This is a genomic window from Moheibacter sediminis (assembly GCF_900176425.1).
Taxonomy (GTDB): domain Bacteria; phylum Bacteroidota; class Bacteroidia; order Flavobacteriales; family Weeksellaceae; genus Moheibacter; species Moheibacter sediminis.
This window is the reverse complement of record NZ_FWXS01000001.1, coordinates 547,566-572,271: the sequence shown is the minus strand read 5'-3', so window position 1 is coordinate 572,271 and position 24,706 is coordinate 547,566. Positions and strand designations below refer to the sequence as shown.

23 protein-coding genes and 1 tRNA gene are annotated in these 24,706 nt (G+C 35.4%); 6 read left to right on the top strand and 18 right to left on the bottom strand.

Annotation, left to right across the window (positions count from 1 at the left end; translation table 11 throughout):
* Positions 1-38: 38 nt before the first annotated feature.
* Entirely contained in the window at positions 39-416 is a 378-nt protein-coding gene (locus B8977_RS02635; RefSeq protein ID WP_084015855.1) for a hypothetical protein, read from the bottom strand.
* Positions 417-439: 23 nt separating this feature from the next.
* On the bottom strand, positions 440-985 hold the full coding sequence (locus B8977_RS02630) for a hypothetical protein (RefSeq protein WP_084015853.1): 546 nt from the start codon (positions 983-985) through the stop codon (positions 440-442).
* Between the two features lie 89 nt (positions 986-1,074).
* Between B8977_RS02630 and B8977_RS02625 the strand changes: the two genes are divergently transcribed.
* Positions 1,075-1,308: a helix-turn-helix domain-containing protein gene (locus B8977_RS02625; protein WP_084015851.1), complete on the top strand. Its 234-nt coding sequence runs from the start codon at positions 1,075-1,077 to the stop codon at positions 1,306-1,308.
* Between the two features lie 144 nt (positions 1,309-1,452).
* On the opposite strand, the gene B8977_RS02620 is transcribed toward B8977_RS02625, so the two are convergent.
* Positions 1,453-1,526: transfer RNA gene (locus B8977_RS02620), tRNA-Arg, on the bottom strand.
* 62 nt (positions 1,527-1,588) lie between these two features.
* Between B8977_RS02620 and B8977_RS02615 the strand changes: the two genes are divergently transcribed.
* Positions 1,589-2,650: an ABC transporter substrate-binding protein gene (locus B8977_RS02615; protein WP_084015849.1), complete on the top strand. Its 1,062-nt coding sequence runs from the start codon at positions 1,589-1,591 to the stop codon at positions 2,648-2,650.
* 124 nt (positions 2,651-2,774) lie between these two features.
* On the opposite strand, the gene pheS is transcribed toward B8977_RS02615, so the two are convergent.
* Both pheS and B8977_RS02605 read right to left on the bottom strand, forming a co-directional pair.
* On the bottom strand, positions 2,775-3,794 hold the full coding sequence (gene pheS / locus B8977_RS02610) for a phenylalanine--tRNA ligase subunit alpha (RefSeq protein ID WP_084015847.1): 1,020 nt from the start codon (positions 3,792-3,794) through the stop codon (positions 2,775-2,777).
* Positions 3,795-3,926: 132 nt separating this feature from the next.
* Entirely contained in the window at positions 3,927-6,122 is a 2,196-nt protein-coding gene (locus B8977_RS02605; protein ID WP_084015845.1) for a TonB-dependent receptor plug domain-containing protein, read from the bottom strand.
* A 132-nt stretch (positions 6,123-6,254) separates the two neighbouring features.
* Here B8977_RS02605 and B8977_RS02600 point away from each other — a divergent pair, with 132 nt between their 5' ends.
* A complete protein-coding gene (locus B8977_RS02600) occupies positions 6,255-8,777 on the top strand; it encodes a VPS10 domain-containing protein (RefSeq protein ID WP_084015843.1) in 2,523 nt (840 codons plus the stop codon).
* Positions 8,778-8,844: 67 nt separating this feature from the next.
* Here B8977_RS02600 and pyk read toward each other — a convergent pair whose 3' ends face one another.
* Genes pyk through B8977_RS02575 form a run of 5 tightly spaced genes read right to left on the bottom strand, consistent with a single transcriptional unit; the run spans position 8,845 to position 13,020 of the window.
* Entirely contained in the window at positions 8,845-10,281 is a 1,437-nt protein-coding gene (gene pyk, locus B8977_RS02595) for a pyruvate kinase (protein ID WP_084015979.1), read from the bottom strand.
* Between the two features lie 15 nt (positions 10,282-10,296).
* A complete protein-coding gene (locus tag B8977_RS02590; protein ID WP_084015841.1) occupies positions 10,297-10,752 on the bottom strand; it encodes an IPExxxVDY family protein in 456 nt (151 codons plus the stop codon).
* Positions 10,753-11,514 carry a ribonuclease III gene (rnc, locus tag B8977_RS02585; protein ID WP_084015839.1) on the bottom strand — a complete coding sequence of 254 codons (762 nt, stop codon included), beginning with the start codon at positions 11,512-11,514 and terminating at the stop codon, positions 10,753-10,755.
* Between the two features lie 3 nt (positions 11,515-11,517).
* Complete coding sequence (gene fabF, locus B8977_RS02580) at positions 11,518-12,765, bottom strand: beta-ketoacyl-ACP synthase II (protein WP_084015837.1); 1,248 nt, start codon at positions 12,763-12,765, stop codon at positions 11,518-11,520.
* An 18-nt stretch (positions 12,766-12,783) separates the two neighbouring features.
* Positions 12,784-13,020 (bottom strand): acyl carrier protein, encoded by a 237-nt coding sequence (locus B8977_RS02575; RefSeq protein WP_084015977.1) that lies wholly within the window; start codon positions 13,018-13,020, stop codon positions 12,784-12,786.
* 221 nt (positions 13,021-13,241) lie between these two features.
* Between B8977_RS02575 and pckA the strand changes: the two genes are divergently transcribed.
* Complete coding sequence (pckA, locus tag B8977_RS02570; RefSeq protein ID WP_084015975.1) at positions 13,242-14,816, top strand: phosphoenolpyruvate carboxykinase (ATP); 1,575 nt, start codon at positions 13,242-13,244, stop codon at positions 14,814-14,816.
* Between the two features lie 506 nt (positions 14,817-15,322).
* On the opposite strand, the gene B8977_RS02565 is transcribed toward pckA, so the two are convergent.
* The 6 genes from B8977_RS02565 to gldB all read right to left on the bottom strand — a co-directional run bounded on the left by B8977_RS02565 (position 15,323) and on the right by gldB (position 20,240).
* Positions 15,323-15,952 (bottom strand): response regulator, encoded by a 630-nt coding sequence (locus B8977_RS02565; protein ID WP_084015835.1) that lies wholly within the window; start codon positions 15,950-15,952, stop codon positions 15,323-15,325.
* On the bottom strand, positions 15,945-17,312 hold the full coding sequence (locus tag B8977_RS02560) for a sensor histidine kinase (RefSeq protein WP_084015833.1): 1,368 nt from the start codon (positions 17,310-17,312) through the stop codon (positions 15,945-15,947). Before B8977_RS02560 ends, B8977_RS02565 begins: the two co-directional genes overlap by 8 nt.
* Positions 17,313-17,414: 102 nt before the next feature.
* Entirely contained in the window at positions 17,415-18,230 is an 816-nt protein-coding gene (locus B8977_RS02555) for a laminin B domain-containing protein (protein ID WP_084015831.1), read from the bottom strand.
* A gap of 61 nt (positions 18,231-18,291) precedes the next feature.
* Positions 18,292-18,570, bottom strand: a complete 279-nt coding sequence (locus B8977_RS02550; RefSeq protein WP_084015829.1) for an IPT/TIG domain-containing protein — start codon at positions 18,568-18,570, stop codon at positions 18,292-18,294.
* A 270-nt stretch (positions 18,571-18,840) separates the two neighbouring features.
* Entirely contained in the window at positions 18,841-19,173 is a 333-nt protein-coding gene (gldC, locus tag B8977_RS02545; protein ID WP_084015827.1) for a gliding motility protein GldC, read from the bottom strand.
* A 14-nt stretch (positions 19,174-19,187) separates the two neighbouring features.
* A complete protein-coding gene (gene gldB, locus B8977_RS02540; protein WP_143736276.1) occupies positions 19,188-20,240 on the bottom strand; it encodes a gliding motility lipoprotein GldB in 1,053 nt (350 codons plus the stop codon).
* A gap of 39 nt (positions 20,241-20,279) precedes the next feature.
* Here gldB and nadE point away from each other — a divergent pair, with 39 nt between their 5' ends.
* On the top strand, positions 20,280-21,068 hold the full coding sequence (nadE, locus tag B8977_RS02535; protein ID WP_084015823.1) for an NAD(+) synthase: 789 nt from the start codon (positions 20,280-20,282) through the stop codon (positions 21,066-21,068).
* A gap of 82 nt (positions 21,069-21,150) precedes the next feature.
* Here nadE and hflX read toward each other — a convergent pair whose 3' ends face one another.
* Both hflX and B8977_RS02525 read right to left on the bottom strand, forming a co-directional pair.
* Positions 21,151-22,365 carry a GTPase HflX gene (hflX, locus tag B8977_RS02530; protein WP_084015821.1) on the bottom strand — a complete coding sequence of 405 codons (1,215 nt, stop codon included), beginning with the start codon at positions 22,363-22,365 and terminating at the stop codon, positions 21,151-21,153.
* 210 nt (positions 22,366-22,575) lie between these two features.
* On the bottom strand, positions 22,576-23,295 hold the full coding sequence (locus B8977_RS02525) for a helix-turn-helix transcriptional regulator (RefSeq protein ID WP_143736275.1): 720 nt from the start codon (positions 23,293-23,295) through the stop codon (positions 22,576-22,578).
* Positions 23,296-23,659: 364 nt separating this feature from the next.
* On the opposite strand from B8977_RS02525, the gene B8977_RS02520 reads away from it, so the two are divergent.
* Positions 23,660-24,505: an RteC domain-containing protein gene (locus tag B8977_RS02520; RefSeq protein WP_059333796.1), complete on the top strand. Its 846-nt coding sequence runs from the start codon at positions 23,660-23,662 to the stop codon at positions 24,503-24,505.
* Positions 24,506-24,706: the final 201 nt, after the last annotated feature.

The following is a 24,706-nucleotide window of genomic DNA, read 5'->3' as shown; positions in this document are numbered from 1 at the left end:
TTTTAGACTTATTGGACTATATTAGACAGTATTTGACTTTATTCCCCTGTATTATTTTTAGATTCATCTTGCATTTGAGAAATTATATATTTCACATCTTCATTATCAAAGAATAGAAATACATTGCCCATAATTCCGATACTTACGTATTGATTTTTTCCATCGATTTTGGCTTTTGAAGCAGAGAAAAATAAAAAGCTATCGGTTTTTACATGACGACCAATTAAATTCTGCCCAATAGTATTTCCTAAGAAGAACTGAACTATCTCTTGCCAGTCTTCATCAACATTAGAAGCTAAATATTCTTGAAAAGTAAAATTCATTTGAGAAATATGATCTTCTCTTTTAGGATTCGTAATAACCAAAATTAAGGCTGAAAAACAAGAGATAATTACGGTGTTGAGATTTCTATTCATAAATTAAACTAATTATTTTACTGTTAAGGTATTTCAACATATTTTTCGACTACAAACCAACCATAGTCCTTATACATTTTTAATTCTAACTCAATAATAAATTCATCTCCCTTAGAATCGTAGATAGTTATAGTTTTTGAATAGAGTTCTGCATCCTTTTCATTACTTTGTAATATTTCGTATCCATATTCCATTAGACTCTCAGCAATTTTAATTACAACATCTTTACCTAACTCATATACAGTAGAGTATTCGTCGCATAAAATATCAGTTTTAGTAATATTTCCTCTACCATAGCTTATTCTTCTCGCAATTCTTTGACTAACAATACCAGATTTATCAGGGGGAGGTAAAAAATAATACTCCATGTTTCTACTTAAAACTTCTTTTGTTTTAGTATCAATAAGCTGAGTATCTTCACTAATTCCAGTAGTCCAACCTTTACTTTTATAAAATTTAACAGCGTCTTTAGCATTCATACTATCAAATCTCAAAAAGTCATCAAAAGTAGTGATTTGGGCATCCAAGAATAGAGGCAAAAGCCCTAGAATTAAAAGTAGTTTTTTCATGCGTTAATAAGTTTTACAAAGCGAATATAAAATAAATGTATCATATAAGCGGTAAATTTAATGCTGTACAGTTCGGAATTTCGTTCTGAATGGAAATCTCAGACGAACAAATAGATTTTAAAATAGAGCAGATAGCCCAGAAGATTAAACAGCTTCGCAAGGATAGTGGCTACACAAGCTATGAAACTTTTGCTTTCGATAAAAATTTAAATCGAGTACAGTATTGGAGAGTAGAAAAGGGTCAAAACGTAACAATAAAGACGTTACTCAAGATTTTGGACATCCATAAAATAAGTCTGGAAGAATTTTTCAAAGGTCTATAAAATCATCAATTTTACAAGAGGGGGCGATATAGGGGGAATAGATTTGGGTAAATATTGTCTAACTCTCCCTCTTAGAGAAAAAGAAAAAACCCACTAAAATAGCGGGTTTCTTATCTTTTCTTGAATATTTATTCTTAGAAGTTGTGACCTCGACAGGATTCAAACCTGTAACCTTCTGAGCCGTAATCAGATGCGCTATTCAGTTGCGCCACGAGGCCTTTAAATTGGACTGCAAATATATACATTTTTTCTGTTTTGACCAAATTCGTAAATTGCACAGATGAAAATATCTTATTTAATTCCAATTTTATTTTTGTCCGTTATTTCATGTAAAAATGATTTTAAAGAATCTAATGTAAAATCTGACAATGATTTAAGATTCATTACGAAAATTGAGCTGAAAGAAAAAGATGGAAAAATTGAAATCAATTCCGGCGGAAAAACTATTTATTTTCAAGAAAATGAATTGCCACTAAAAACCGTAATGGTTGTTCCAACTTCTGCAATTGCTTATATGGAAGAATTGAATTTAATCGAAAAAATTACGGGAATCAGTCAGCCTGATTTTATTTTCAATCCTAAAATTCATGAATTAATTAACAAAAATAAAATCAGCACAATTGGTTCGTTCGATGAAATTTTTCTTGAGAAAATTCTCACAAACAAACCTGACATTTTCATCTCGACTTCGAGCCCGACTTTGGCTAAATTTCATGAGCAATTGGAAAAAGAAAACATCAAAGTCATTTATATCGATGAGTACGAAGAATTGAATCCGTTGGCTCGTGCTGAATATGTAAAAATATTCGGAATCCTTTTCGGGAAAAAGAAAGAAGCAAATGAATTATTCCGTCAAATTGAAAAAAATTATACCGATATCAAAACTTTGGCTGAGAAAAAAAAAGCAGAAAATCCAACTATTTTTGCCAATCAAATCTATGGTGATATTTGGTACATGCCGGGTGGAAAGAGTTTTCAGGCAAAATTAATAGAAGATGCGGGCGGGAATTATTTATGGAAATCCGATGATGGAACAGGGACTTTGAATTTATCGTTTGAATCCGTTTTTGAAAAGGCAAATGATGCTGATATTTGGATTAATGCTGGTGATTTTCCTGACAAAGCTACTTTGCTGGCTAGTTATAAAAATTATGAATGGTTTTCTACTTTTAAAAACGGAAATATTTACAATTGGAATCAGAGAATTACAGCAAAAGGCGCCAATGATTATTTCGAAACGGGAACAGCCAGACCGGATTTGGTTTTGAAGGATTTGGCAGCAATTTTTCATCCGGAATTGTTTCCAAATTATGAGTTGATGTTTTATAAGATGTTGAAATAAGGTATATCAACCTTTTTATCATTTCGATGACAGGAGAAATCTAAAATCTAAACAAAATATTCAGATTCTTCTTCGGCTATTCTTTATAAATCTTAATCTCAAATGCTCAGAATGACAAAGTGATTTAAAAGAATTCCCCCTTAAACTGCTCCAGAAAACGAATGTCATTTTCAGTATAAAGTCGGATATCTCCAATTTGGTAAAGCAAAAGTGCGATGCGCTCAATACCCATTCCGAAAGCAAATCCCGTATATTCTTCCGGGTCGATGTTTACATTTTTCAAAACGTTCGGATCCACCATTCCGCAACCCATGATTTCCAACCATCCTGTTCCTTTGGTCATGCGGTAATCAGTTTCAGTTTCCAGTCCCCAATACACATCAACCTCTGCACTCGGTTCTGTAAAAGGAAAATAAGACGGACGCAAACGGATTTTTGATTTTCCGAAAAGTGCTTCTGTGAAATAACTCAAAGTTTGCTTCAAATCGGCAAAAGAAACATTTTTATCAATATACAAACCTTCAATTTGGTGGAACATCATGTGTGAACGAGCAGAAATTGCTTCGTTACGGTAAACTCTTCCAGGCGATAAAATACGAATTGGCGGTTGATTTTGTTCCATATATCGAATCTGAACCGACGAAGTATGCGTGCGCAAAACCACGTCAGGATTTTGTTCTATAAAAAAAGTATCCTGCATGTCACGCGCCGGATGGTGTTCAGGCAAATTTAATGCTGTAAAATTATGCCAGTCATCTTCGATTTCCGGTCCGTCGGAAAGTGAAAATCCAATGCGGGAAAATATATCGATGATTCGGTTTTTTGTGATATTGATCGGGTGTCTCGACCCTAATTCCGTAATTTCTCCCGGACGTGTCAAATCCAGTTCAGATTTGGTTTCAGCTTTTCCTGAAAAAGATTCGTTGAGTGAATTTACCTTTTCGGTCGCAGCATTTTTGAGTTCGTTTACAACTTGTCCAAATTCTTTTTTTTGTTCGTTGGGAACGGATTTGAATTCAACAAATAAATCATTCAAAATTCCTTTTTTCCCTAAAAACTTAATTCGAAATGCTTCCACTTCAGCTGCATTTTGTGCTGTGAAACTTTCAACTTCTTCGATGTATTTTTTAATCTGATCTATCATAACCTTTCTAAGGCGACAAATTTAAGGTTTTCTGTGGATTTTATAATGATAAAAAATGTCATTCTGATGAAGGAAGAATCTCAGAGATTCCTCGTTCCTCGGAATGACAATGTATTGAATATTTATTAAATGTTAGAAGTTGTAGCGAATCGCCAAAATCAAATTGCTTCCGGCTGCTACAATTCCTGAAGAATATGGTCTGTAACGCTGATTGGTTATATTTTCCCATCCTGCAGAAACGCTCACATTTGAGTTGATATCATAAATTCCTTTCAAATTCAAAGTGTACCATGACGGCGAATATGGATTTCCTTCACCATCAATTGCATACATATAATCTTTTTCTTGTTCAGACGGCGCCAAATCTTTGTTGGAAACTTCTTCGTTGTAATTTACATAGAATTCCGTTCTGAATTTTTTGGTTTGGTACTGAAGTCCGGCTCTCAACAACAATGGTGCAATGTGACGTAAAGGCGCTGTCTCACCGTTGTCCAACTCTTCTTCTCCTTTTTGGAAATTCACAGAATTTCTCAACATGAATTGATTGGTGAAATAAACTTCTAAATTCGCTTCGATACCATAAGCATATGCTTTTGCGGCATTTTGAATCGCTTGTACTTGACTCATTTCGCCTGCATAAATAATAGAATCCTGACCATTTAAAGTAAAATTTCTGCGAACCAGCGCATTTTTCAAATCTGTATAAAATGCAGAAACATCAATTTTTGCAAATTTTCCGATTCTTTGGGTAATTCCGATTTCACCATTGTACGCATATTCGTGTTCCAAATCAGGATTTGGAATCACAACTGAACCCGGTTCTGATTCGAAAATTTTCCCGATGTCATCAATATTTGGCGCACGGAATCCGGTTGAGAAAACGGCTCGCAAAGTCGTATTATTTGTCGGATGATAATTTACACCGATGTTTCCTGTCAAAGCTCCTGTTTCAATTTTAGCTTCTGTAAATGGAAATTCGTAAAACTGAGAATTAAATTTTGATTTGGAAGAAATGTGATTGTAGCGCAAACCTCCTTGAATAGTCACTTTTTCAATTGGTTTAAATTCATACGAAACATAAGTTGCATAAGAATTCCACGTCGCCCCATCAGGGTAACGAGAAGAAAATTCTTCTTTCGTTCCGTCTTCGATGTTGGTGATTTCTCCGGTAGAATTTACCTTGTTGAATAATGTTTCAACTCCATAGTATAAGGTACTTTTTGAATTAATGGATTTTAAGAAATCTAAATTCGCAGAATAAACATTTACTTTTTCGGTTTGGTCAGTTCTGTCGCTGCTTCCGAAATTTCTGTCGTGACGGCTTTCTTCAAAGAATTGATGCGCAAGATTTAATTTCACATTGTTGTAAAAGCCTTTATCTGATTTATTTTCTACAGATAAATTATTCATCATCCAAGTTTGTGGCCCGTAATACCATTCGGCAGAACGCAAAGTTTCGTTTCTGTAACGGATCAAACGGTCATAACGCGGAACATCTGAAGTCGCAGAATAATGGAAACCATAGTTCAAATCCCAGTTTGCATTGGGCACATAACGAAATTTCTGCATTACGTTATATTGCTCATATCCAGTTTGAACTTGTTTTCTTGGATCGTCATTAGTTACCTGAACATCTTCTCCATTTTCACGAATCACATAATGATTTCTCAAATATTCATCAGGTCCGTGTACTCCCATTTTCAAATCTCCAAAATCGGAAAAAGTAAAACTTGTCAAGGAAGAAAATTTCCTTCCTGCAAGATTGATGTACGCATGGGCAGTTTTTTCATCATTGGCAGTTGAATAACGTGTCATCAACGAACCGTCTACCAACATTTTATCAGAAGTTGAAAATTGAGGTGTCAAAGTGTAAAAACTCATAACACCTCCAATTGCATCACTTCCGTACATAAGTGAGCCTGGTCCCATCAATACTTCAGTTGATTGAATCGCATTGGCGTCCAATCCAATTACATTTTGCAAATTTCCGCTTCTGAAGATTGCATTATTCATACGAACGCCGTCAACAGAAATCAAAACTCTATTGGTTGAAAAACCACGAATCATCGGGCTTCCACCACCCAATTGACTTTTCTGAATGAATACTTCTGTATTTCCGCCCAATAAATCTGCAACGGTTTGTGGATTTTGTAATTGAACATCTTTTGGAGAAATTGAAATTACTTTCTGAACTGTATTCGATTTTGAGCTGCTCCAACGATTGGGTGAAATTACTGCACCGTCTAACTGTATTTGGATAATTGTATCATTTTGAGCACTTGCAAAACTTGCAATCAAAATGAAAAGCAATAAGTAGTTTTTTTTCATAAAAATGATGTGTTAATTTTGAACACAAACTTATTCTATTTAATTAAAATTTAACACTAAATATTAGATTAATTTAATCACTATAAAATAATGAATTATCTTTACGAAATAGCAAAAAAAATAAACTAGCACATGAGAAAATTATTTACAAGTATTTTATCCGTTTCTGCCTTGAGCATTGCTTTTGGTCAGGAGCTTTCCCTGAATGCGCCCACGCATTTGGAAGCAAAAGTGAATTCAAACCAATTTGATGAACAAGTCGCGGCTTATGATGCATTTTGGGAAGGAAAAGACCCCAATAAGAGAGGAAGCGGATTTAAACAAATGCAGCGCTGGCAGCAGCTTTGGAAATATGAAGTGAAAGAAGATGGTACACTTCCTACAGCTCAGGAATTGGCTGCAAGCTGGAATGAATTGCTTTCAATCCAAAACAATAACAGGTTTACCAATACCAACGATAGTAACTGGACTCCGCTAGGACCATTTACACATTCGAACCAAGGTTCTTGGAGCTCAGGTCAAGGACGTGTAAATGTAACTTTGATCGACCCAAACAATCCTGACAAAATATATATAGGGGCACCTGATGGGGGACTTTGGGTTTCTCCGGATCACGGACAAAGTTGGGATGCTTTGACGGAATATTTGCCGTCTTTAGGTGTTTCTGGAATTGCGGTGGATTATAATAATTCAAACATTATTTATATCTCTACGGGAGATGAGGATGCTTCTGACAGCTATGGCATAGGTGTTTACAAATCTACAGATGGAGGTGCAACCTGGAATCCGACTGGAACTACCATCACCGGCGGAAATTCTGTAATGGGAGAAATTTATATACACCCTTCAAATTCTAATATTTTATGGGTTGTAAGTTCAGAAGGTTTATTTAAAACCACTGATGCAGGAGCTTCATGGACAAAAACTCAGGAAGGTCGTGTCAAAGAAATCAGATTGAAACCAAATAACCCAGATATAATTTATTTAGTACAACAAGTTGGAAATGCAATTAACTTATTAAAGTCAACTGATGGAGGAAATAATTTTTCCAACATGCAGGTTTTGGCAAATTCAGGAAGAACTGCAATTGATGTAACTGCTGCAAATCCTGAATATATATATGTTTTGGTTTCCAATTCAAATGATTCATTTAAACAATTGATGCGTTCTGCAGATTCCGGAGCAACATTTGAAGTGAGAAATAGTACAACTGATATATATGACGGAAGCCAACAGGCTTGGTTTGATTTGGCTCTGGTTGCTTCCGATACTGATCCTGAAATGATTTTTACAGGAACTTTGAATGTATGGAAATCTACCAATGGCGGAACATCCTTTACCCGTGGTGCTGTATGGAGCGATCCTAATGCTGTGAATTATACCCATGCAGATATACACGATTTGAAATTTTTCAATGATAAATTGTATGTTGGGAGCGACGGAGGTATTTATGTTTCCGATGACAATGGTGCAACTTTCTCAGATAAAACTAAAAACGGATTGAACATAGGTCAGTTCTACAGAATTGACGTAGCACCTGAAACGTCTTCTAGAATTGTAGGAGGATTACAAGATAATGGAGGTTATGCTTTCGTAGACAATAACTGGATTAATTTCTACGGGGCAGATGGAATGGATGCGGCAATTAATCCCACAAATTCAAATATGTATTATGGTTTCATTCAATTTGGAGGACAAATGCATAGATTCAATGCAGGTAATCCTTCAGGAAACGGATCTCTTGCTGCAAATGGTCCTGAACAGGGAAACTGGGTTACTCCTTTAGAATATGGAAGCACCAATGTTTTGTATGCAGGCTACTCTAGACTTTATCGTTCTACCGGAGGTGCCTTTTCAGTGGCCTCGTCCACAACTTTCAGCCCTATGCTGGATCACATCAGAGTTGACCCAACAAATGACAAACGCATTCTAGTAGCAAATTCTAACACCGTTCGTTTAGCTGAAGGGCAGGATGAATATCCTTTGGAATTTACTACATTACCTAGCCCGGGAGTTTGGGGAGGACCAATTACAAGTGTAGAGTTTAATCAAAATACACCTACTACTTTGTATGTCACTTCTGCTTCCAGAGTATTCAAATCAACAGACAGCGGTGCAACTTGGGAAAATATAACGAGGAATTTACCGGCTGCTCAGACTAAATATGTAATAGCTCATCAGAAAAATTCACCGAACAACACACTCTATATCGCTACGCGAAATGCAGTTTGGTATACAAATGATGATTTGACAGAATGGATTTTGTTTAATACGAATTTACCGCACTCAAGAGTTACAGATTTGGAAATCAACACAGTTGAAGGTCATGTTGTGATTTCAACTTATGGGCGCGGTGTTTGGAGATCTCCTGTAACCGAAACCAGCCTGTCTGTTGAGGAAGTTTCCGGAAATGATAACAGTGCTTTGATTTATCCAAATCCTGTGTCAAGCGGAAAAGCCAAATTGAGTATGTTGATTGAAGAGCCTGCTGAAGTAACTGTACATTCTATCGATGGTAAATTGGTTAAACAACAATCTTTGAAAAGAATCGACAACCAAACAGATTTGGATTTCTCAGGTTTATCTAAAGGAACTTATGTCATTACTATAAAATCAGAAAAACACCTGATCCGTAAAAAAGTATTGGTTAAATAATCTCGTTTAACCTCACAAAAAAACCTCTGTTTTAGCAGAGGTTTTTTTATTCCTATTAATTTGATTTTTAAATTGTAGTCAAACGAACCGTATTGGTCATTCCCTTTTCAGAAACCGGCATAGCATTTAAATTAATGACATAATCTCCGAATTCTACGTATCCGAATTTTTTAGCCAATTTATTTACTTCAATTACAGTTTCGTCAGTGCTTTTATTCCCATCATAGTACATAGCTTTTACACCCCACAATAAATTCAATCTGCGGATGATTTTCTGATTAGGTGTAAATACTAAAATGTGAGCCAATGGGCGGTAAGATGAAATCTGAAAGGCAGTATAACCTGAATAAGTAATCGTCGAAATGGCTTTTGCATCTGTCAGCTTAACCATTTTTGCAGCATTGTAGCAAACGATTTTGGTTACGAAACGCTCATTTCTATTATTTGGTTTCAATGTCGGAACATTAATATACTCCGAATCTTCAACAGTTTGTAAAATTCTTGTAATGGTTTCAATTACCTGAACCGGATATCTTCCCACAGAAGTTTCACCGCTTAACATTACCGCATCTACACCGTCTATAACCGCATTTGCAACGTCATTTACTTCAGCACGCGTCGGCGTCAAACTTGTAATCATACTTTCCATCATCTGTGTCGCTACAATTACAGGAATTCTTGCCAGTTTTGCTTTGCCTACCAGCATTTTCTGGTATTGAGGTACCACTTCCATCGGCATTTCCACACCCAAATCTCCACGTGCAACCATCAAACCGTCAACAACTTTGATGATTTCGTCTATATTTTCAAGTGCTTCCGGTTTTTCAATTTTTGCGATGATTGGAATTTTATAATCGGAGTGTTGATTAATAATTGCTTTCAGATCCAAAACATCTTGTGGTGTTCTTACAAATGACAATGCCAGCCAATCTACATCAAGCCCGATAGCAAAAATCGCATCTTCAATGTCTTTTTCTGTAAGAGCCGGAAGTGAAATTTTTGTATTAGGCAGATTCACTCCTTTTTTTGAAGAAAGCGGACCTCCTTGAATAACTTCAGCTTTTACTTCATCATTTCCATTTGTATGAATGACTTTGAGAATCAATTTACCATCATCGATCAAAATATTTTCACCTTCTTTTACATCTTTTGCAAACAACTTATAAGTCATATAAACTCTTTCCTTGTTGCCTGTAATTTTTTCATTTGTAAAAGTCAAAATATCGCCCGGATTCAAAAATGCTCCTTCTTCTACTACACCGATTCTCAATTTTGGACCTTGCAAGTCCGCTAAAGTAGCAGTATTGTAGCCGTATTTTTCATTCAAATCTCTTATGATTTGAACTTTCCTTTTTACATCGTCATAATCTGCATGGGAAAAGTTGATTCTAAAAACATCAACTCCTCTGTCCATCATCAATTTCAATGTCTCTTCATCATCTGTAGCGGGTCCTAAAGTCGCTACGATTTTCGTCTTTTTTAGGTATTTCGGATTAAAATTCATCATAATTTAAATTTTTTAAAAAATCAGTCTGCTTATTGATTTGATTTTGGCTACTTCAAGTGGTGTAATTTTTTGTATAAACGAATTCTCCTGAAGTGGAATTTCATTATGATCCTCCTGACTGATTCGGAGAAAATAATTGTATTCTTTGAATTGAGGAATCAATGTCGGTGTCACATCAAAAAGCGATGACAAGTTACTCAAACTTTGAACAGCATCGAGAGTGTATGCGCTATTCTTAACTATATGGTAATAAATTTGGGTACTGCTATCTTCCCATTCATAAATGGGATAATAAGCCATTTGATGCTCTATCAGCACGTCCAAATCTTTTATTCTTTCAAATCTAGTGTGAAAACTTAGGTTGACATTGTAAATAAACTGTGGTGAATCAGAAAAAGCGGTCGCAATTCCGTATAACTGAAAATCAATGAATTCAGATTCTTCTATTAATAATGTTTTAATTCCCATTTAAAGCACATTTTCCATCTTATTTTGCAGGAAATAGAATGCTCTTTTAGATGCGTTTTCTTCTGCCCGTTTTTTGGAAGTTCCTCTTCCTTTTGCTATCACTTTGTCATTCATCCTCACTACAGAAACAAAAACGGTAAGGTCTTCGGCATTTTCTTCTTCAAATGTGTTGAAGTTAATTCTGTTTTTGGTCTTCTGACCCCATTCGAGAATCAAACTTTTGTGGCTCGCGATTGTTTTTTCTAATCTGTCCAAATCCACATGATTCTCAACTATTTTTTTAAAGATAAACTGCGCAGTACTGTTGTATCCCTGATCTAAATAAACAGCACCAATCAAAGCTTCAACCAAATCTCCATTGATGTCTTCTCCCAGATTTGGATTTGCTGCAGGCTGCAATCGCTGTTGTAATTTTAATTGTTTTCCAATTTCATTCAATTGATTTCGGGAAACAATTTTTGAACGCATTTTGGTAAGGTAGCCTTCTTGTTTGTCCGGCGCTTCCTGAAAAATAAAAACTGCTATGATCAGACCCAAAACAGCATCTCCCAAAAATTCAAGTCTTTCAAAGTTGATGTCATTTCCATTTTCATCCTTTACTTGCGCAGAACGGTGGATAAATGCTTCTTTGTAAACTTGTAAATTTTCCGGAGAGAAACCTAAAATACGGGTCAGATAATCACGGAATTCAGAATCTTCTGAATCTGTGTTATTTGTACCTTTTTTTCTATTAAATACTTTTAATTTATCCCAAAAGAGCATAAGTTATATTTTCTTGAACACCACACAAGCGTTGTGTCCTCCAAATCCAAATGTGTTGCTCATGGCTATATTGATCTCACGTTTCTTTGCATGGTTAAAAGTAAAATCTAGTCGTGAGTCCAAATTTTCGTCATCCGTAAAATGGTTAATTGTCGGTGGCACCAAATTGTGCATGATAGCTCCCACAACTGAAACCGATTCAACTGCTCCGGCAGCACCTAGCAAATGTCCGGTCATAGATTTGGTAGAATTGATCTGGATTTTATAAGCATGTTCTCCAAATAATTTTTGGATGGCTTTTGATTCAGCAATATCTCCCAATGGCGTAGATGTCCCATGCATATTAATGTGATCCACTTCTTCTAAACCAATTCCGGCATCCTGCAATGCATTTTTCATTACATTATAAGCACCTAAACCTTCCGGATGCGGTGCTGTAAGATGGTAAGCATCTGCTGACATTCCACCGCCTATGAGTTCTGCATAAATTTTTGCACCTCTGGCTTTGGCGTGTTCGTATTCTTCTAAAATAATTGAAGCACCCCCCTCTCCCATTACAAATCCGTCACGGTCTTTATCAAAAGGTCTTGACGCTGTTTTAGGGTCGTCATTTCTGACAGAAAGTGCATGCATGGAATTAAATCCACCAATGCTCGATGCCGTCACAGCGGCTTCTGAGCCACCTGCTACAATTACATCGGCCTTCCCAAGCTGGATTAACATCAAGGAGTCTATCAATGCATTCGTCGAAGATGCACAGGCAGAAACGGTAGTATAATTAGGTCCCATAAATCCAAATTCCATAGAAATATGTCCCGGCGTGATGTCGGCAATCATTTTCGGAATGAAAAAAGGATTGAACCTCGGGATTCCATTTCCGGTTGCATAAGCAGAAACCTCTTCTTCAAAAGTTTTGATACCTCCGATACCTGATCCCCAAATAACGCCTACTCTTTGTTTGTCCACATTGGATTCTAAAATCCCGCTGTGTGCTACGGCTTCTCGAGCCGCGACAATTCCCAACTGCCCGCATCTGTCCATTTTTCTCGCTTCTTTGCGGTCAAAATGGTCTTCAGCGTTGAAGTTTTTCACTTCACATGCAAACTGGGTTTTAAACAAACTCGGGTCAAACAGGGTTATGGGTGCTGCCCCGCTAACTCCATTTGTCAAAGCGTTCCAATACTCTTGGAACGTATTACCTATGGGCGTGATCGCACCTATACCTGTTACTACAACTCTTTTTAATTCCATAGAATTGGAATGAATTTTTTACTTATTTAAGTCCTCGATGTATTGAACCGCTTGACCAACTGTTCCGATTTTCTCAGCTTGATCGTCTGGGATTTGGATGTCGAATTCTTTTTCAAATTCCATAATTAATTCTACCGTATCCAATGAATCGGCTCCTAAATCATTTGTAAAGCTTGCTTCTAATGTTACTTCACTTTCGTCAACCCCTAACTTGTCAACGATAATTGCTTTAACTCTTGATGTAATGTCAGACATAATAATTGTTTTAATTGTTTTTGATTTGGCAAAAATAAAAAACTTTAACCAAAGTTGTGCATTTTTATAATGCAAACATAGTTTCTGTTCAAACCTTACAAATATATTAAAATAATTGAATCATTCTAAAATGATATAAATCAACACATTCAAGCACAAAAAGACATACATTTGTCCCTTTAATTTAAAGTTAAATGTCACACGCAACAACAAACTTAACAATGGATTCAAAATTAATTACCTACGGGATTGAGTCTGCAGATGTCAAATGGCAGCTTTCGGCAGAGGAACTCATCAAAACCGCATTGGAAAAAAATCAAGTTGAAAAAGCTTCTTCGGGAGCCATCAATGTAATGACGGGCAAATTTACAGGACGTTCTCCTCAGGATCGTTTCATCGTGAAAGATGCCGTTACAGAAAACACTGTTTGGTGGGATGGAAAAGTAAATCTTCCGTTTGATTCTGAAAAATTTGACAAACTCTACGACAAAGTAACCAAACATTTAAGCGGAAAAGAACTTTTTGTTCGTGATGCTTTTGCTTGTGCTGATGAACGTCACAAATTGAAAATCAGAGCAATCAACGAAATGCCGTCATCAAACTTATTCATCTACAACATGTTTATCAGACCAACGGAAGAAGAATTGAAAAGCTTTGGAGAGCCGGATTGGTTGATCGTAAGCGCGCCAAGTTTTGAAGCTGACCCGGAAGTAGACGGAACGAGACAGGAAAATTTTGCAATTTTAAATTTCACCAGAAAAATTGCTTTGGTTGGTGGAACAGGTTACACAGGGGAAATGAAAAAAGGAATTTTCTCTGCCTTAAATTTTATCCTTCCGACTTACCAAAACACAATGCCGATGCACTGTTCTGCAAATATGGGAGAAAAAGGTGACACAGCGATGTTCTTCGGTCTTTCAGGAACAGGAAAAACGACTTTATCTGCTGATAAAAACAGAAGATTGATCGGGGATGATGAGCACGGCTGGACTGAAGACAATGTGATTTTCAACTTCGAAGGTGGTTGTTATGCTAAAGTAATTAACCTTTCTGCTGAAGGTGAACCTGAAATTTACGGTGCAATCAAAGAAGGTTCTTTATTGGAAAACTGTGTTTTCAAGCCGGGAACGAATGAAGTCGATTATGAAAATAAATCTATCACAGAAAATACACGTGTAAGTTATCCGATTGACTACATCGAAAATATTGCGGTTCCTTCATTAGGGCAAAATCCTACGAATATTTTCTTCTTGTCATTTGATGCATTTGGGGTGTTTCCTCCGATTGCAAAATTAAATCCAAACCAAGCTGCATATTTATTTATTTCAGGATATACTTCAAAAGTTGCAGGAACTGAAGCTGGAGTTACTGAGCCTCAAACAACATTCTCAACTTGTTTCGGTGCGCCATTTATGCCATTGCACCCAACGAAATATGCATCTTTGCTAAGTGATAAAGTTGCTAAAACAGGAGTAAATGTCTGGTTGCTTAACACAGGCTGGAACGGACATGGAAAACGAATGAGTTTAAAAGACACGAGAGCTGTTATCAATGCTGCTTTGCGTGGTGATTTGGATGATGTGGAGTATAAGCAAGATCCTTATTTCGGATTTGATGTTCCGCAAAGCTGTCCAGGTGTTTCTTCGGCCGATATCTTGAAAGTTGAAAGTTCTTGGGAAGACATGAATGAATACGACGAAAAAGCAAAATCATTGGCAAGCAAATTCAAAGAAAATTTCAAGAAATTTGAATCTTTTGCGAGTGAAGAAATTTTGAGCGGAGGACCTTTGGTTTAAAATTCATAATTAATATAAATGGTTAGGCCGAGTGAACGAAAATGTTCATTCGGCTTTTTTATCCCCGTTGGCTTGGCACATATCGATGCAAAGGCGCAAATCAATATTGCCAGTCTTCAAAATCAAAGCGGAAATTTAAATGATTTTTGAAAAATAAAAAAAGTTTGCTTTGGTTGAAATTCAGGATTTGCTGAATTTAGATTTTAAATCAAATGAAGTTCCAGATGCATGTAAAAATCAGTTCAAAAAATTGAAGAAGTTATACTTCCTCATGTTTTAATTAAATTGTTAAACTTAATGATGTTTTGTAATGAGAAAGTTAAATTTTCACGATTCAAGCGTATATAAAAAAGTAACACCTCATTTTTTCAAATGAGGTGCTAACCTTAACCAACCTAAACCTATGAAAAGCTTATTAGCTTTTATCCTGCAAATATAGATAATTTATATAACACCTACAACATTTAATTATTTTTATTCATTTTTCGCAGCAATGAACTTAGTTTTTAAATCAGACCTTTCTCAAATGCAACTCTTACAAGTCCTGCACTGTTTTTTACACCTAATTTCTGGAACAAATTACTCTTGTGAGACTCTACGGTTTTGGTACTGATGAATAGTTTTTCTGCTATTTCCTCTGTTGTGAATTCCTGGCTTACCAATTCCACTATTTCCTTTTCTCGGCTAGTCAATTTGGGAATGAATTGATTATGGGAATGCTGTCCCAAAGAGTCATTGAGCAAAAATTCTTTGATAAGCTCCGGTAAATAGCGCTGACCGGAATGAACAGTTTGTATTGCCTGAGACAATTCTATTTTATCTGTATTTTTCAGCAAATAACCCATTGCTCCGTTTTTTAACATTTGTTTGATGAATGTTCCTTCCTCGTAACTCGTCAATGCAATAATTTTTAATGTTGGGAATTTTTCCAATAACTTTTTACACGCATCAATGCCGCTTCCATCCGGTAAATTTATGTCAAGCAGCAACACTTCAGTTTCTGAATTGATTTGCTCAAACAAATCTTTTAAATTGTGAAACGACTGCGTAAATTGAATCTGTTTGTCAGATTTCAACAAATTTTTAATTCCCTCCAAAACCATTGGATGGTCATCGACAATCGCTACTTTAATCATGGTTTAATTTGTTTAAATCAATTAAAATATGCACAAATGTTCCCTTCTCTGAACTTTTCACATCCAACTCTCCTTGCAATAATTTTACGCGCGAACGCACATTTTTTAAGCCAATTCCCTCATGTATAGATTCCGATTCAAACCCTTTTCCGTCATCTTCTACGGAAATAGAAATTTCATCTTCATGAAAATTAATTTGCACCAAAGTCTGCTCAGCATACGCATGTTTGATGATGTTGTTCAACAATTCCTGAATGATGCGGTACAATGTTGATTCATGATTTTTAGACAGAGGATTATATACCCCAAAAGTCTGAAAATCAATTTGGGTTATATGTGCTAAATTTAATTTTTTACAATATTGATTGACCGATTCTATCAAACCAAAATCTTCAATGGATGCCGGCATCAAATCATGGGAAATTCTCCGAACCTGTGTGCAAGCCTGGTCAATCATATCGATGATTTTTTGGAGATTTTTCTTTTCCGGGCGCATCGTCCCTTTTTCGTCCAAGATAGCAACATGAAGTTTGATGGCGGACAAATCACCGATAATTCCGTCATGCAGATCTTCTGCTATTCTTTTGCGTTCATTTTCCTCACCTTCGATCACAGACCTCAGCTTGGTTAGTTCTATTGCATGTTCGGCATTGATTGCTTTATTTTGCTGAAAATTCTTTTCATCATTTATCATCTTAAATTTAAAAGCAAGACCCAGGCTGAAACAGATATTTTCGATAATTATTCCAATAAAGAAAAAAACCAGCGGCGCATTTGTTTTTGAAAAATAACTAGAATAAAATGCCAACAACGCAAATATTATATAAAAAAACACTCCTGCCAGAAAAAAATATTTCTGATCTCCGGAAAAACGCATAGCAGGTCGGAAATAATAAATACTTAAAAAGAGAATAAAAGGTATAAATCCAAAGGCAAAAGTGTAAAATACAACCAAATAAAAGTCAAAGAAGATGGAGACAATACATAGGCTGAAAAATATAATATTTACAACTAAAAATACCTTTTTTAATCTTGGAATTATACGGGGTGAAAATTTTTGAAAGTCTAAAAAGTACAAGGCAAATAGAAAATATACACTGTAAAAAAAAACCTGAATCATCCAATTAAAGTGAATACGCAAAGCGCCTACAGTTTCAGCATCAAAAATATTGAACAAGGAATTATCCTTTAATCCATAGTATAATCTTTCACCTTTTGTAAGGAGATACAGAAATACTCCCACATTATAAACAGCGTAGTATTTAAAACTTGTTTGTCTGGAATAAACATAAAGCACCGAGCTTAAAACAAGAAAAAGCAAAAGGTAAGCTACTGTTATATTCCAAAAAAATTCATGCATACGTGAAATTATTGCTAACCTATTACTTTAACGCCATTATTTTCCGAAATTACTTTTTATAGCTGAGAGGATTTATGCAGTAATTAGTTGAATTTAAAAGTACTAATTTTTAATTAATTTGATTTGAATTAATTTTTGATCCGCATCCCTTCCTTTCAAGATATAAATTCCGGCTGGCAATTTAGAAATATTGACCTTGTTCAATTCTGCTTTCAATTCTATTTTTTGACCGCTTAAATTATAAATTGAAACATCTTTTAAAGATTTTGAGAAATAAACTTCACCATTTGTCGGATTGGGGTAAATTTTTACAATATCATTTGAGGCTTCAGAAATTGACATATTTTCCGACTCTAAAATTACATTATCCAAAGAACCCACATCTGGTCCGGAAACATATTCTCCTCTGATTTTGATTTCCAAAACATTTGACAAAACTTCTTGAATTTGTTCATCCGTTGCTACATCGCCCCAAACGTAATGAGTAATTCTCCAGTCTTCGTTTGTGTCTAATTTAACCGAATAATTTGTCCATTCAATTCCCGGATTGTTGAGCAAATTAAGTGCAAGCGTCAGATTTTCTCCGACTATCAGCACATCATTGTCATCAAATTGTGAATCCATACTACTTTGAGCCAAATCAAAGCTCAGATTTTTTCCAAAAGAAGAAGATCTGTCTCCTAAAAATTTTGCCGGCGCAGACCACACCCAAACCCCACCTGCAGCAGTATCATCGGCAGAAATGTAACCGCTGGGGTTGCCACCTTCTGCATTGTATTGAGGCATCGAGCTGGTGGCATCACCTGCTACCAGCCAGCCTTCGTCATCGGAATCAAAAGTACTGACGATGTTTTGAGCGGATAAAAGATTAAAATTAATTACAAATAAAACGATGAATGAGATGGATAAATTTTTCATTTTAGTTAATTTTTGTTGTTATTTTTTAATGATTTTAATGATGAAGTTTTTGTTGTTTTTATCAACGGTATTTTCCATCAACCGTCACACTTACAGGACCGCTGATTGCACCATTTGTAACAACTAAAGTCAAACTTGTTTCTGTAGCTGATAAAACAGAAGCCGAAGTATCTTGGAATTCTACTGAATTTTCTTCAGGAATTGCGCTGAAATTTTCTCCAAGGATTGTAAAAGTAGAACCTGCTGCTGTCGCGGAAGTTGGCGCAAATGAATAGATGATTTGAGCCGATAAATTGAACGACAACAAAGACAATGCAATAAATAATCGAATTGTTTTCATAATGTATTTAGTTATAATTTAGAAATATTTCTAAAAGGGCTTCAAGGACAAGAAGCCCATTAACACACAAACATTCAGTATGACATGAACATTTTTTTAACATTGCTAAATTATCAGTAAGCAAAAACTTATACATCAGGCATTTCTTTGGAAATAAAAATTCAGGGAATTCCCTTAGTTTTTAAATTTGTTGTTTGGATAGAATTTACCGCATAAAAAAACCGCCCTTTCCGGAGCGGTTTTTTATTTCTACAATTAATAGAAAAATATTTATTTCTTACTTTTTATTCCGGCTTGCTGCGCAAAATTTTCTGCAAATTCAACGATGTAGTCAGCCACTTGATCTTCGTTGGTAGCCCGCTGATATGAATTCGCCATCGAAATAAAAATCTGATGGTAAAATCTTTTCATATCGTCCATTGGCATTTCCTTCGTCCAAAGGTCAATGCGAAGCGCTTCTTTGTCTTTTTCATCCCATACAGAAACCATTACAGCTTTCGTTTCCTGATTGCTGATGCCGCCGTCTTCTGCATTCCAATGCATCTTTTCCGGAATGTGATTTTCATCTAATTCTATGTTGATTGTGATTTGTGTTTTTTTCATTTTAATTTATATGTTTATTCGTATTTCTTTACTTCATCATTACTCTCAGGCTTCGTAGGCGTATAGTTTCCATCGCCCTTTTTAGGTTTATACTTGGAACCGTTGAAAATGGTTTGTGTATCTGTATTTAAAAATTGTCCCAAGGTCATTTCTTCATTTTTATCAAGATAAGCTTTACAAATCTGCCATCCGATGAAAACGCCCATTCTTCCTGGAGTTTGTGTTTCGATTTCATTCAAAAATTTAGAAAAAGGCGCGAAATCGATAAACCTTTGACGCAATGACTTGTCTGTTTGAAATACCATATTTTGTTCCACGAAATAATTCCAGACATTTCCTTCATTTTCCTTTGCCCATTTCATTTGATTGGTTGTATAACCTATTTTTAAGTTGTCAGAAGTTTGAGGTAAAAGCGCGTCTGCAAGAATTAATTTTTTTCCTTCATCTACCATCAAATCTCCAAAAGTCTGCTGTCTCGGATCAAAAGGAATGATTTCCTGCCCTATTGCCCTCACCACAGCTGGTGGAAGATTTTGAGGATTCATATTCTGCGCCATATAATCATAAACTCTGAGTGGTGCTTGCTGTTTGTACAATTGATTGTTAGTTCCTAAAAACCCATCCATTGCGATGAACATCAACCCTTCTCTTGCGCCATAAATCACTGGTGTATAAATGTTTTCTTGCAGTGTTGAAGAATAAGTGAAAATTTGAGGGATGTCTTGTTTTGGGAAATAATGTTTGTAGTAGGCAAATAATTCCTCCAATTCATTTTGAGTTTTACCGTATTTCTTAAATACTTTAATTACAGAATCATAAACCGCTTTTTCAAACGGATCTCTTCTCTGTTTTTCCCAGGTTTGATTGGAAACAGTATCTAAAAAGAAAAATGGATACCGTGCCTGAACTTCAGTAAGCGGTATATTTGTGTCGAAGAAATCTTTGCTGATGTCCGTGACTTCAAGATCTACTTTTTCCTGCGGAAGTTCTATATCCCAGCGGTTTTCTTTTCCACAGGAAATTACTAAAAATAACATCAGTATTCCAATCCAGTGCACTGTTTTCATTATCTTTGAATTAATTTGAATCGCAAATTTACTCATATTATGCAGACGGAAAAAATCATAAATCATATCGTTGAATGGCTTCAAGATTATTTAATTAATTCGAAACAAAATGGATTTGTGATTGGCATCTCCGGCGGGATTGATTCTGCGGTGACTTCTACACTTTGTGCAATGACAGGTTATCCTGTTCTGTGTTTAGAAATGCCGATACATCAAGCACCCAATCAGGTAAGCAGAGCATTGAAACACATTGATTGGCTAAAGAAAAATTATGAAAAAATTTCTTCGGCAAGTATAAATCTTACACCTGTTTATGATGAATTTGTTAATGTTGCAGAAAAATCAGACAATGAATACAGCTACAGCCTTTCCCTTGCCAATACACGGGCAAGACTGCGAATGACAACGCTTTATTATTATGCCGGATTAAATGGCTATATCGTTGCAGGAACTGGAAACAAGGTGGAAGATTTCGGGGTTGGATTTTTTACAAAATATGGTGACGGCGGCGTAGATATCTCTCCCATCGCTGATTTGATGAAGTCTGAAGTATATAAAATTGCCGAGTTTTTAGGTATAAATCAAGACATTCAGCAAGCGGCTCCAACCGATGGATTATTTGGTGACAACCGAACCGACGAAGATCAAATGGGCGCTAGTTATGACGAATTGGAATGGGCAATGAAAGCTGCTGCAAAAGGCCAAAAATCTGATGATTTTTCAGGAAGAGAAAAAGTAGTTTTTGAGATATTTGAAAAACGTCACAAAGCAAATTTGCACAAAATGATTCCAATTCCGGTTTGTGGCATTCCGGAAGATTGGAAATAATTAAGATTCAATTCTCCGCAAAAGTTTAAAATCAAAACTATAGTTAAAGCAGAAATAACTAAAACTTTCACGCTTACATTTATCAATCCTCAGTTTCTTCTTCGAAATATTCAAACAAGAAATCATTATAAGGAAAACGAGTTACATGAAGTTTTTTGACTTCTTCATAAATGGTTTTGCGAAGGTCTTCCATGTTTTCTTTTTCTGTAGCGGAAATGAAGAGTGTGGGATGTTCGCTTTTTGCCATCCATGTACGTTTCCATTCTTCCAAAGAGATATTTTCATGTCTGACTTCTGTCAAATCATCTTCATCCTTTTTTACATAAGAAAAATTATCAATCTTATTAAAAACCAAAACCGTAGGTTTGTCTTTGCTTTCAATTTCGTCCAAAATCTGATTCACAGAATCGATGTGATCTTTGAAACTTTCGTGTGAAATATCAACTACATGAACTAGTAAATCGGCTTCGCGGACTTCATCCAATGTAGATTTGAAAGACTCAACCAATTGCGTTGGCAATTTTCTAATAAATCCAACCGTGTCCGTCAATAAAAACGGCAAATTTCCGATAACCACTTTTCGTACAGTTGTATCTAAGGTTGCAAATAATTTATCTTCGGCAAATACATCAGATTTACTCAAAACATTCATCAGCGTTGATTTTCCGACGTTTGTATAACCCACCAAAGCAACACGAATCAAAGCACCGCGGTTTTTGCGTTGCGTCGCCATTTGTTTGTCAATGGATTTCAGTTTTTCTTTGAGTAAAGTAATTCGGTCACGAATGATACGACGGTCGGTTTCGATTTCGGTTTCTCCGGGACCACGCATCCCGATTCCACCACGCTGACGCTCCAAGTGCGTCCACATGCGGGTCAATCGCGGCAAAAGGTATTGGTATTGTGCCAACTCAACCTGCGTTCTCGCATAAGACGTTTGTGCTCGTTGGGCAAAAATATCTAATATCAACTGCGTGCGGTCGATGATTTTTTTCTCCACTACTTTTTCAATGTTTTTCAATTGAGAAGGAGTCAATTCATCATCAAAAATAACAGTATCTATTTCATGTTCGTCTATGAATTCTTTGATTTCTAGGAGTTTTCCGCTTCCTACAAAAAACTTTGAATCGGGCTTTTCCATTCTTTGAGTAAAACGCATGACAACTTCTGCTCCTGCTGTGTAAGCAAGAAATTCAAGTTCATCCATGTACTCTTCTAATTTTTCTTCAGGTTGTTCACGTGTTATTAAACCTACTAAAACCACCTTTTCGTATTGTGCTTCTTTTTTCTCTAACATATCTTACACAAAGATAACCAAATAAAAAAAGGGTTACAAAAATTGCAACCCTTGGAATGGTTTAGATACTTTAAAGGTATATTTTTAGTTTATTTAATTTAGCACAACAAAGTAACTAAATTTTATATCCTTACACAAAAAAATAGATGCCACATAGATACCACATCTCATAAATTTAAATGCTGAAAAGGATTTCAAAAGATATAAAATCTAATCACAAGTTTTTTTCATCCAGACATTTAAATCTTCGTCAGATGAAATGTTTAATTTCTTTCGTAATCGATTTTTTCGATTTTGAACTGCCTTTGGAGTAACAAATGTAAATTCGGCTATGTCTTTTGTTGAAAAATTAAGGTAAAGCATAGCACAAAATTTTATCTCGCTCGTTTGTAGGTCAGGATATAAATGAACTAATTTATAATAACAATGAGGATAAACTTCCTGGAATCTTATTAAAAATTCAGAACTATTTTCCTTTGCAAGTTGAATAACCTCATCAAATGAGGTATTTATTTTTTGTTGAAGTTCTTTATTTTCCTTTTTTGTCATTTGCAAATTTTTATTTTCAAGAAGCATTTGCGCCCTTTGTCTTTTCGTTTTTTTATAATAACGATACATGAAATAAGCTTTCACAACAAATCCTAGAAATAGAAAAAGCAACAAATAATAAATCCTGTTCCTGAATGTTTTAAGCCTTTCTCTTTCTTCATTCATTAATTTATCAACTTCCGCAGTCACAGATTGAGTATCTGAAATCAAAATACTGTCTGATAAGCTAGTTTGAAAATCACTTTTATTTAGAATTAAATTATCTAAAAATGAAAAATCGAATTGATGAGAAATATTTAAAGACGGAAACTGGCAATGAGAAAGTTTTTGAAAACTAAAAATCGCATCAAGGTTATTGTGTGAAAAGTCATAACTATTCAACACCAATCCAAATGAAATAAAAATTGTTTTTATACAAAAAAGATTAGAATAGCTAAAATTAGCTAATATAGAGTAGTTTACAAGAACCTAAAGTGGTATCGGTAACGATTTAGTAATGGTGCTTACTGCACTCGCTTTCATCTGATTACCCTGTAAATCATTAATGCAAATGTAATAAAATTATGGGTAAGGTACACTACTGCTTTACTCTTTTCTGTGATAGCCTATACAAATAAAGTTCCATAAAAACTTCCCCACTAGGGTAATACTGTGAGTTTTATCTCAAAATTATTTCCAAATTTTGGATTACCAACAATAGTTGTATCTCCGAAACAAATAGTGCTAACTTCAAAAAGACTATGCTATGGAAATCGTGTTGAGTAAAATATTATCGAAAATTCATCATCAGGAAGATAAGCTGTCTTCTCAAATGATGCAAATGGTAGATGAGGCTTACCAAATGACCTTGTTCTTAAACGAAATGCTGGGCACAATAAAGGCAAAAGTGATAAAGGATAACTTTGCAAATGAACAGCAAGAGATAGAATTTTTTAAAAATATCAAACCGCAGGTTTTAGGAAAACTCATTTACTATAACAAAGTATTCCGTATTGAAACATCCTGCCCTGTGAGCAACGGAGAAATACACCAAAGCTATTATGAAAACCTCTTAAAAGCCCTTAAATCAGAATATAAAGAAAGTATCTGTAACGAAGACTTTTACAGATACTATCGAGCTGGCAGAACAGACCGTGACCATACTTATTTCAGGCTTGGGCAAATCAATTACCACGATGGATTAAAAAGTGGCGTATTTGAAATTGACCTTAGTTTTTCAACCTATTATGATAACAAGATAGCCTATATAATAGCGAATGAATTACTTTATACTTATATGATTACGAAAATCAACCCCGAAATAAATCCTGATATGATTATGATAAATGGAGATACAAACAAGGATATTTCGTGGACAAATTCACAAAATGCACTGATCGAATTGATATACGCTCTTTATGCCTCGAATTCCATTGCGTACGGAAAAATCGGCATCCGAAAATTGGCTTTAATTTTTCAAGTGCTGTTCCAGACACCACTGAACGACATACATCACTCTTTCCACCGAATGAAAACAAGGGCTGGTTCAAGAACAGCGTTTTTAGATCAGCTCAAAATCTCTCTCGAAGAATATATGGATAAAGACCTTTAATTACTTCAAAACAATAAGTTCAAAGCAGTACACAAAACGTACTGCTTTTTTATTTGCCCATATCTGCCAATTGGCAAATGCTCTTAAAACTACAACACAAAATATCCAAAACCTCTTAAAACCCTTATTAAACAAGGGTTTCTACTAATTCTAAATATTTTCAAAAAACCGCCAAACCAATGGGTAAGCATTGGCAGACAA

Excerpts from the sequence above, each read along its gene's own strand:
- hflX (WP_084015821.1), bottom strand. The coding sequence starts at position 22,365 with ATGTTAGAGAAAAAAGAAGCACAATACGAAAAGGTGGTTTTAGTAGGT.
- B8977_RS02630 (WP_084015853.1), bottom strand. The coding sequence starts at position 985 with ATGAAAAAACTACTTTTAATTCTAGGGCTTTTGCCTCTATTCTTGGAT.
- B8977_RS02605 (WP_084015845.1), bottom strand. The coding sequence starts at position 6,122 with ATGAAAAAAAACTACTTATTGCTTTTCATTTTGATTGCAAGTTTTGCA.
- B8977_RS02635 (WP_084015855.1), bottom strand. The coding sequence starts at position 416 with ATGAATAGAAATCTCAACACCGTAATTATCTCTTGTTTTTCAGCCTTA.
- gldC (WP_084015827.1), bottom strand. The coding sequence starts at position 19,173 with ATGAAAAAAACACAAATCACAATCAACATAGAATTAGATGAAAATCAC.
- B8977_RS02590 (WP_084015841.1), bottom strand. The coding sequence starts at position 10,752 with ATGGGAATTAAAACATTATTAATAGAAGAATCTGAATTCATTGATTTT.
- pheS (WP_084015847.1), bottom strand. The coding sequence starts at position 3,794 with ATGATAGATCAGATTAAAAAATACATCGAAGAAGTTGAAAGTTTCACA.
- gldB (WP_143736276.1), bottom strand. The coding sequence starts at position 20,240 with ATGAAAACAGTGCACTGGATTGGAATACTGATGTTATTTTTAGTAATT.
- B8977_RS02575 (WP_084015977.1), bottom strand. The coding sequence starts at position 13,020 with ATGTCTGACATTACATCAAGAGTTAAAGCAATTATCGTTGACAAGTTA.
- B8977_RS02555 (WP_084015831.1), bottom strand. The coding sequence starts at position 18,230 with ATGAAAAATTTATCCATCTCATTCATCGTTTTATTTGTAATTAATTTT.
- B8977_RS02550 (WP_084015829.1), bottom strand. The coding sequence starts at position 18,570 with ATGAAAACAATTCGATTATTTATTGCATTGTCTTTGTTGTCGTTCAAT.
- B8977_RS02615 (WP_084015849.1), top strand. The coding sequence starts at position 1,589 with ATGAAAATATCTTATTTAATTCCAATTTTATTTTTGTCCGTTATTTCA.
- rnc (WP_084015839.1), bottom strand. The coding sequence starts at position 11,514 with ATGCTCTTTTGGGATAAATTAAAAGTATTTAATAGAAAAAAAGGTACA.
- fabF (WP_084015837.1), bottom strand. The coding sequence starts at position 12,765 with ATGGAATTAAAAAGAGTTGTAGTAACAGGTATAGGTGCGATCACGCCC.
- nadE (WP_084015823.1), top strand. The coding sequence starts at position 20,280 with ATGCAGACGGAAAAAATCATAAATCATATCGTTGAATGGCTTCAAGAT.
- B8977_RS02560 (WP_084015833.1), bottom strand. The coding sequence starts at position 17,312 with ATGCATGAATTTTTTTGGAATATAACAGTAGCTTACCTTTTGCTTTTT.
- B8977_RS02625 (WP_084015851.1), top strand. The coding sequence starts at position 1,075 with ATGGAAATCTCAGACGAACAAATAGATTTTAAAATAGAGCAGATAGCC.
- B8977_RS02565 (WP_084015835.1), bottom strand. The coding sequence starts at position 15,952 with ATGATTAAAGTAGCGATTGTCGATGACCATCCAATGGTTTTGGAGGGA.
- B8977_RS02600 (WP_084015843.1), top strand. The coding sequence starts at position 6,255 with ATGAGAAAATTATTTACAAGTATTTTATCCGTTTCTGCCTTGAGCATT.
- pckA (WP_084015975.1), top strand. The coding sequence starts at position 13,242 with ATGGATTCAAAATTAATTACCTACGGGATTGAGTCTGCAGATGTCAAA.
- B8977_RS02520 (WP_059333796.1), top strand. The coding sequence starts at position 23,660 with ATGGAAATCGTGTTGAGTAAAATATTATCGAAAATTCATCATCAGGAA.
- pyk (WP_084015979.1), bottom strand. The coding sequence starts at position 10,281 with ATGAATTTTAATCCGAAATACCTAAAAAAGACGAAAATCGTAGCGACT.